General features: G+C 70.0%; 7 protein-coding genes. 5 read left to right on the forward strand and 2 right to left on the reverse strand.

The features are described 5' to 3' along the window. Positions 1-721, reverse strand: a 721-nt coding sequence (locus tag JHD21_RS18855) for a 2-oxoacid:ferredoxin oxidoreductase subunit beta (RefSeq protein ID WP_292678342.1), incomplete at its 3' end; no start/stop codon positions are given. A 2-nt stretch (positions 722-723) separates the two neighbouring features. Further along, positions 724-2,688 carry a 2-oxoacid:acceptor oxidoreductase subunit alpha gene (locus tag JHD21_RS18860; RefSeq protein ID WP_292678344.1) on the reverse strand — a complete coding sequence of 655 codons (1,965 nt, stop codon included), beginning with the start codon at positions 2,686-2,688 and terminating at the stop codon, positions 724-726. Positions 2,689-2,961: 273 nt separating this feature from the next. Between JHD21_RS18860 and JHD21_RS18865 the strand changes: the two genes are divergently transcribed. The 5 genes from JHD21_RS18865 to JHD21_RS18885 form a co-directional block, all read left to right on the forward strand. Beyond that, positions 2,962-4,023, forward strand: a complete 1,062-nt coding sequence (locus tag JHD21_RS18865) for a sulfate ABC transporter substrate-binding protein (RefSeq protein ID WP_292678346.1) — start codon at positions 2,962-2,964, stop codon at positions 4,021-4,023. Between the two features lie 3 nt (positions 4,024-4,026). Then, positions 4,027-4,908 carry a sulfate ABC transporter permease subunit CysT gene (gene cysT / locus JHD21_RS18870; RefSeq protein WP_292678348.1) on the forward strand — a complete coding sequence of 294 codons (882 nt, stop codon included), beginning with the start codon at positions 4,027-4,029 and terminating at the stop codon, positions 4,906-4,908. Further along, positions 4,901-5,710, forward strand: a complete 810-nt coding sequence (locus JHD21_RS18875) for a sulfate ABC transporter permease subunit (RefSeq protein ID WP_292678350.1) — start codon at positions 4,901-4,903, stop codon at positions 5,708-5,710. Before cysT ends, JHD21_RS18875 begins: the two co-directional genes overlap by 8 nt. Positions 5,711-5,720: 10 nt before the next feature. Continuing rightward, positions 5,721-6,707: a sulfate ABC transporter ATP-binding protein gene (locus tag JHD21_RS18880; protein WP_292678352.1), complete on the forward strand. Its 987-nt coding sequence runs from the start codon at positions 5,721-5,723 to the stop codon at positions 6,705-6,707. A 63-nt stretch (positions 6,708-6,770) separates the two neighbouring features. Continuing rightward, a partial coding sequence (locus JHD21_RS18885) for an FAD-dependent oxidoreductase (protein WP_292678354.1) occupies positions 6,771-7,339 on the forward strand: 569 nt, incomplete at its 3' end.

The raw sequence follows: 7,339 nt of genomic DNA on the forward strand, positions 1-7,339 counted from the left end.
TCGCGTCGAACGCGCCGTCGTTGAAGATCGGGCAGTTCTGGTAGATCTCGACGAAGGAGGTGCCACGGTGCGCGGCGGCAGCCGACAGCACGGCGGTGAGGTGCTTGCGGTCGGAGTCGATGGTCCGCGCGACGAACGTCGCCTCGGCGCCGAGTGCCAGGGAGACCGGGTTGAACGGGTGGTCCAGCGACCCCATCGGCGTCGACTTGGTGACCTTGCCGGTCTCGGAGGTCGGGGAGTACTGGCCCTTGGTGAGGCCGTAGATCCGGTTGTTGAACAGCAGGATCGTCATGTTGACGTTGCGGCGCAGGGCGTGGATCAGGTGGTTGCCGCCGATGGACAGCGCGTCGCCGTCACCGGTGACCACCCAGACCGACAGGTCCTCGCGGGCGGTGGCGATGCCGGTGGCGATCGACGGCGCCCGGCCGTGGATCGAGTGCATGCCGTAGGTGTCGAGGTAGTAGGGGAACCGCGACGAGCAGCCGATGCCCGAGACGAAGACGATGTTCTCCCGGCGCAGGCCCAGCTCGGGCAGGAAGCCCTGGACGGCCTTGAGCACGGCGTAGTCACCACACCCGGGGCACCAGCGGACCTCCTGGTCGGAGGTGTACTCCTTGCCGGTCTGGGGCTGGTCGTTGGTCGGGACGCCGTCGACGCCGGACCGCAGGCCCGGGAACGGGAGCTCGGTGCTCTGCTCGGTGCCGTGGTCGATGCTGGTCATGCTCAGTCCTCCTCGGCGGGAGTGGTCGTCAGGTCCGCGTGCACCTGGTCGGGGGCGATGCCCTCGGCCTGGGCGACCAGGCCGCCGATGGCCTCGGCGAGCTCGGCGGCCTTGAGCGGGAGGCCGCGGACCTGGTTGTAGCCGATGGCGTCGACGAGGTACCTACCGCGGAGCAGCAGGGAGAGCTGCCCCAGGTTCATCTCGGGCACGAGGACCTTGTCGTAGCGCTCCAGGATGTCCCCGAGGTCCTTGGGGAACGGGTTGAGGTGGCGCAGGTGCACCTGCGCGACGTTGAAGCCGGCCTTGCGGACCCGGCGTACGCCAGCGCCGATCGGACCGTAGGTCGAGCCCCAGCCGATGACCAGGACCCTCGCCGCGCCGGACGGGTCGTCGACCACCAGCGGCGGCAGCGACTCGGCGATCCGGTCGACCTTGGCCTGGCGGGTGCGCACCATCAGGTCGTGGTTGGCGGGGTCGTAGGAGATGTTGCCGTGGCCCTCGCCCTTCTCGAGCCCGCCGATCCGGTGCTCGAGTCCGGCCGTGCCGGGGATCGCCCAGGGCCGGGCCAGTGTGTCCTCGTCACGGAGGTACGGCCAGAAGTCCTTGCGCTCCTCGCCGTCGGGACCGGGCGGCAGGTCGTGGTTGGGCTGGGTCGCGAAGTTCGGGTCGATGACGGGGAGGTCCTCGACGAGGGGGATCTTCCACGGCTCGGAGCCGTTGGCGAGGTAGCCGTCGGACAGCAGCATCACCGGGGTGCGGTAGGTGACCGCGATCCGGATCGCCTCGATCGCTGCGTCGAAGCAGTCGCCGGGTGACTGCGGCGCCACGATCGGGACCGGCGCCTCGCCGTTGCGCCCGAACATCGCCTGCAGCAGGTCGGCCTGCTCGGTCTTGGTGGGCAGGCCGGTCGAGGGACCGCCGCGCTGCACGTCGATGACCACCAGCGGCAGCTCGGTCATGACCGCCAGCCCGATGGCCTCGGACTTGAGCGCGATGCCGGGGCCGGAGGTCGTGGTGACGCCGAGCTGTCCGGCGAACGAGGCCCCGATGGCCATGCCGACGCCGGCGATCTCGTCCTCGGCCTGCACCGTGCTGACGCCGAACGCCTTGTGCTTGCTGAGCTCGTGGAGGATGTCGGAGGCCGGGGTGATCGGGTAGGACCCGAGCAGGATCGGCAGGCCCGACTGCACGCCGCCCGCGACCAGCCCGTAGGCCAGCGCGAGGTTGCCGGTGATGTTGCGGTAGGTGCCGGTCGGCATGGGCGCCGGCTTGACCTCGTACTGGACGACGAACGTCTCCGTGGTCTCGCCGAAGTTCCAGCCGGCCTTGAACGCCGTGATGTTGGCGTCCCGGATGTCGGCGACCTTGGCGAACCGCTTCTCCAGGAACGCGATCGTGGTCTCGGTGGGTCTGCCGTACATCCACGAGAGCAGGCCGAGCGCGAACATGTTCTTGGCCCGGGACGCGTCCTTGCGGGACAGTCCGAACTGCTTGACCGCCTCCACCGTCATCCCGGTCAGGTCGACCGCGAAGACCTGGAAGTCGGCGAGCTGGTCGTTGGCGTCGCCCAGGGTCGCGAGCGGGTTGGCGTCGTAGCCGGCCTTGGCGAGGTTGCGCGTGGTGAAGTCGGCGGTGTCGACGATGATCGCGGCGCCCTTGGGGAGGTCGCCGAGGTTGGCCTTCAGTGCTGCCGGGTTCATCGCCACCAGCACGTCCGGGGCGTCGCCGGCGGTCAGGATGTCGTGGTCGGCGAAGTGCACCTGGAACGATGAGACGCCGGGCAGCGTGCCCTGCGGTGCCCGGATCTCGGCCGGGAAGTTGGGCAGCGTCACGAGGTCGTTGCCGAAGGCGGCCGACTCCTGGGTGAACCGGTCACCGGTGAGCTGCATGCCGTCGCCGGAGTCACCCGCGAACCGGATGATCACCCGGTCGAGCTGCTTGACCTGCTTGCCCTGCTGAACTGCCACGGCTCGCGCCCATCTCCCTGCTCCGCCAATGCACCGACCCGCCATCGTACCCGCGGTACGCCCAGAACTGGAACACGTTCCAGTTCTCGACGACAGGCCCGGTCCCACGGTAGCCGCGCGGGCAGTGGCGCCCCGAACCGTCGCCGTCGCGTGGACACGTGACACGCGACACGCGGCACTCAATTGACAGTGAGTCACCAAAGTCGAGTAATCTGCCCGAGTTCATTCAATAACGTCGCGTTCGGGTGCGACGCGAGCAGAAGAGGGACCCAGATGAAGACGAACTTCAAGGCCGCGGTGGCGCTCGTCGCTGCCGGGGTGCTGGCCTTGAGTGCCTGCGGCGACGACTCCGACGGCGGAGGCAGCGGTGGCGGGGGCGGCGAAACCGTCAACCTGTCCGGCTTCTCGATCCTCGAGGCCGCCAACGAGGGCATCTTCGAGGACTTCCAGGGCACGGACGCCGGTGACGGCGTCGACTTCGAGCCGTCGTACGGCGCCTCCGGCGACCAGAGCCGCGCGGTCGTCGCGGGCTCCGAGGCCGACGTCGTGCACTATTCCCTCGAGACCGACGTGACCCGCCTCGTGGGCGAGGGTCTGGTCGCCGAGGACTGGAAGGACAACGCGACCAACGGGATCGCGACCTCGTCGGTCGTGGTGTTCGTGGTGCGTCCGGGCAACCCCGACGGCATCGAGACCTGGGACGACCTCGTCGAGGAGGGTGTCGAGATCATCACGCCCAACCCCGGCTCGTCGGGCTCGGCGCGGTGGAACATCCTGGCCGCCTGGGCGCACGCCACCGACGGCGGCGACGACGAGGCCGCCGGCCGCGACTTCGTGACCAAGCTGCTCGGCAACGTCATCGCCCTCCCCGGCTCGGGGCGTGAGGCGACCACCGCCTTCACCGACGGCAGCGGCGACGTCCTCCTCTCCTACGAGAACGAGGCGATCCTGGCCAAGCAGAACGGTGCGGACATCGACTACGTCGTGCCCGACGACACCCTGCTGATCGAGAACCCGGCGGCGGTGACCACCGACGGTGCCGAGAAGGACGCCGCGGTGGCCTTCCTGGAGTTCCTCACCGGCCCGGAGGCCCAGGCCGACTACGCGGCGTTCGGCTTCCGCCCCGTCGTCGACGGCGTGGACGTCCCCGAGGTCGAGGGCGCCAACGACCCGGCCGACCCGTTCCCGACGCCCGGCACGCTCTACACCATCGACGAGAACTTCGGTGGCTGGAGCGAGGCCGCGGACAAGTACTTCGGAGACGGAGAAGAGGGCAACCCGCTCGGCATCATCACCGAGCTCCAGCAGCAGACCGGTCAGGTCGGCGAGGAGTAGCTGATGTCGACCGCGCTCTCCGGGGCGACGATCGACACGACCGGGCCGGTGTCCCCTCAGGGACGCCGGCCCGGGCGTGCGAAGCGGACGACCCCTCGTAACACCCTGACGGGCGGCGCCGGACTGGGCCTGGGCATCACGATGCTCTGGTTCAGCCTGCTGGTGCTGCTCCCGCTCTCGGCCATCGTCGCGCGTGCCGCGGCCGGCGGCTGGGACAGCTACCTCGACGTGCTCCGCAACGACCAGACCTGGGCCGCGGTGCTGCTCACCGTGCGGTCCGCGGCGATCGTCACGCTCATCAACATCGTGATGGGCACGGTGATCGCCTGGGTCCTGGTCCGCGACCGGTTCCCGGGCAAGGCGATCCTCAACGTGATCATCGACGTGCCGTTCGCGCTGCCGACGATCGTGGCCGGACTGGTGCTGCTCGCGCTCTACGGGCCGAACAGCCCACTCGGCCTCAACTGGGCGTTCACGGAGACGTCGGTCCTGCTGGCGTTCGCGTTCGTGACGTTGCCGTTCATCGTGCGCACGGTGCAGCCGGTGCTCGAGGAGCTCGACGCCGACGTCGAGGAGGCCGCCGCCTCCCTCGGCGCCAGCCGGCTCACGATCTTCCGGCGGATCATCCTGCCCAGCCTGTTCCCGGCGATCATCGCGGGAGCGACCCTGAGCTTCGCCCGGGCGATCTCCGAGTTCGGCTCGCTGGTGCTCCTGAGCGGCAGCCGCCCGTTCGAGACCGAGGTGGCCTCGGTGCGGATCCTGTCCTTCATCGAGAACGGCAGCTACGCCACCGCGGCGGCCCTCGCCTCCGTGCTCCTCGCCGTGGCCCTGGCCGTGATCGTCGTGCTCGACATCGTCCAGAGGCGGGTGGCCCGCCGTGGTTGAGGTCTCGACGCCCACCCGGTGGGCGCTGCGGCTGCTCGCGGTCGGCTACGTGTTCTTCCTCGTGGCCTGGCCGACCGGGCTGCTCGCGTTCCGCACCTTCGAGGAAGGCACCGCCAACCTGCTGGACACGCTCCGGGAGCCGGACGTCCAGGCGGCGTTGCAGCTGACCGGGAAGGTGGCGCTGCTCGCGGTGCTCATCAACCTGCTGTTCGGCGTCACCATCTCGATCCTGCTGGTGCGCTACGAGTTCCCGGGCAAACGCCTGCTGTCGGCGCTCATCGACCTGCCACTCTCGGTGTCCCCCGTGGTCGTCGGTCTGGCGCTCGTGCTGGTCTACAACAGCCGGGACGGCTGGTTCGGCCCGACGCTGGAGGAGAACAGCGTCCAGGTCATCTTCAGCACGCCGGGCCTGGTGATGGCGACGACGTTCGTCGCCCTGCCCCTGGTCATCCGGGAGATCGTGCCCGTGCTCACCGAGATCGGGGACGACCAGGAGCAGGCGGCGCGCAGCCTCGGGGCGAGCGCGCCGCAGACCTTCTGGCGGATCACCCTGCCCAGCATCAAGTGGGCGGTCGTCTACGGCGTCGTGCTGGCCACGGCGCGCTCCGTGGGTGAGTTCGGCGCGGTGAAGGTCGTGTCGAACAACATCAGTGGCAAGACCCAGACGGCCACCCTCATGGTCGAGGAGAAGTACCAGAACTTCGCCCAGGACCAGGCGTACGCGATCGCCTTCCTCCTCGTCCTCGTCAGCATCGCCTGTCTCGTGACCGTGGCGCTGCTCCGACCCAAGACCGAAGAGTGAGAGAACAGCCATGAGCATCGACATCACCGGCGTCACCAAGAAGTTCGGCGACTTCGTCGCCCTCGACAACGTCAACGTCACCATCCCGACCGGACAGCTCACCGCGCTGCTCGGCCCGTCCGGCGGCGGCAAGTCCACCCTGCTGCGCATCATCGCCGGGCTCGACTCGGCCGACGAGGGCTCGATCAGCATCGAGGGGGCGGACGCGACGAAGCTGCCCCCGCAGAAGCGGAACGTCGGCTTCGTGTTCCAGCACTACGCGGTCTTCAAGCACATGACCGTGGCCAAGAACGTCGCGTTCGGGCTGGAGATCCGCAAGCGGCCGAAGGCCGAGGTCCAGCGGCGGGTGGAGGAGCTGCTCGATCTCGTCCACCTCTCGCAGTTCTCGCACCGGATGCCCTCGCAGCTCTCCGGTGGCCAGCGGCAGCGGATGGCGCTGGCCCGGGCTCTGGCGGTCGAGCCGACCGTGCTGCTGCTCGACGAGCCGTTCGGCGCGCTGGACGCAAAGGTGCGCAAGGAGCTGCGGGACTGGCTCCGTCGCCTTCACGACGAGGTCCACGTGACCACGGTCTTCGTCACCCACGACCAGGAGGAGGCGCTCGAGGTCGCCGACGAGATCGTGGTGATCAACGAGGGCCGGGTCGAGCAGATCGGCTCACCGGAGCAGCTCTACGACGAGCCCGCCAACGACTTCGTCATGGGGTTCCTCGGCGAGGTCACCACCCTCGGCGGCGTCGTCGTCCGGCCCCACGACGTCGAGGTGGCGCTCCAGCCGTCCGGCAACGGCGAGGTCGCGGCGACCGTCACCCGGGTCCTCCGCGTGGGGTTCGAGGTGCGGCTGACCGTCACCACCGAGACCGGCGAGGAGGTCATCGTCACCATGACCCGCAGCCACCTGCGCCAGCTCGGTGCCGACGAGGGGACGAAGGTCTGGCTGAGCATCTCCAAGGGGGCCATCACGGTGGCCCGGAGCGGCGGCGTCCCGGCGACGGTCTGACGCCTGGGCGGTCCACAAGCGGCGGAGCCGTGGTCCCGAGCACCCCGGGGCCACGGCTTCGCTCTGCCGCACACTAGGCAGGTGGAGCAGTACGACGTCGCCGTCGTCGGCGCCGGGCCGGCCGGCAGCTCGGCCGCCCGGGCCGCCGCGGACGCCGGTGCGAGCGTCGTCCTGCTCGACCGGGCGGAGTTCCCGCGCTACAAGACCTGCGGCGGCGGCCTGATCGGACCGAGCACCGGTGCCCTGCCGGCCGGCCCGCCTGTTCGGATGCCGGTCACGCGTGCGTCGTTCACGCTGCGCGGCGGCAGGTATCGGGAGCGGTCGGCCGCGGCGCCGTTCCTGGCCATGACGACTCGCGTCGAGCTCGACGCCTGGCTGCTCGACCGGGCCGCGGAGGCAGGCGCCGAGGTGCGGGCACCGTGCCGGGTCGGCGAGGTCGTCGACGGGCCGGACCAGGTCGTCGTGCACACCGACGAGGGCCCGCTCGGCGCGCGCGTCGTCGTCGCGGCGGACGGCACCTCCAGCCGGATCGCCCGGGACGTCGGCGTCCGGCTCGGCCGGGTCGACCTGGGCCTGGAGGTCGAGCTCGAGGCGGGTGACCGTGCGAACGAGTGGGAGGGGCGGGTCCACCT

Source organism: Nocardioides sp. (assembly GCF_016462705.1).
GTDB lineage: Bacteria > Actinomycetota > Actinomycetes > Propionibacteriales > Nocardioidaceae > Nocardioides.

Coding starts and splice junctions, on each gene's coding strand:
- cysT (WP_292678348.1), top strand. CDS start 4,027: ATGTCGACCGCGCTCTCCGGGGCGACGATCGACACGACCGGGCCGGTG.
- JHD21_RS18880 (WP_292678352.1), top strand. CDS start 5,721: ATGAGCATCGACATCACCGGCGTCACCAAGAAGTTCGGCGACTTCGTC.
- JHD21_RS18865 (WP_292678346.1), top strand. CDS start 2,962: ATGAAGACGAACTTCAAGGCCGCGGTGGCGCTCGTCGCTGCCGGGGTG.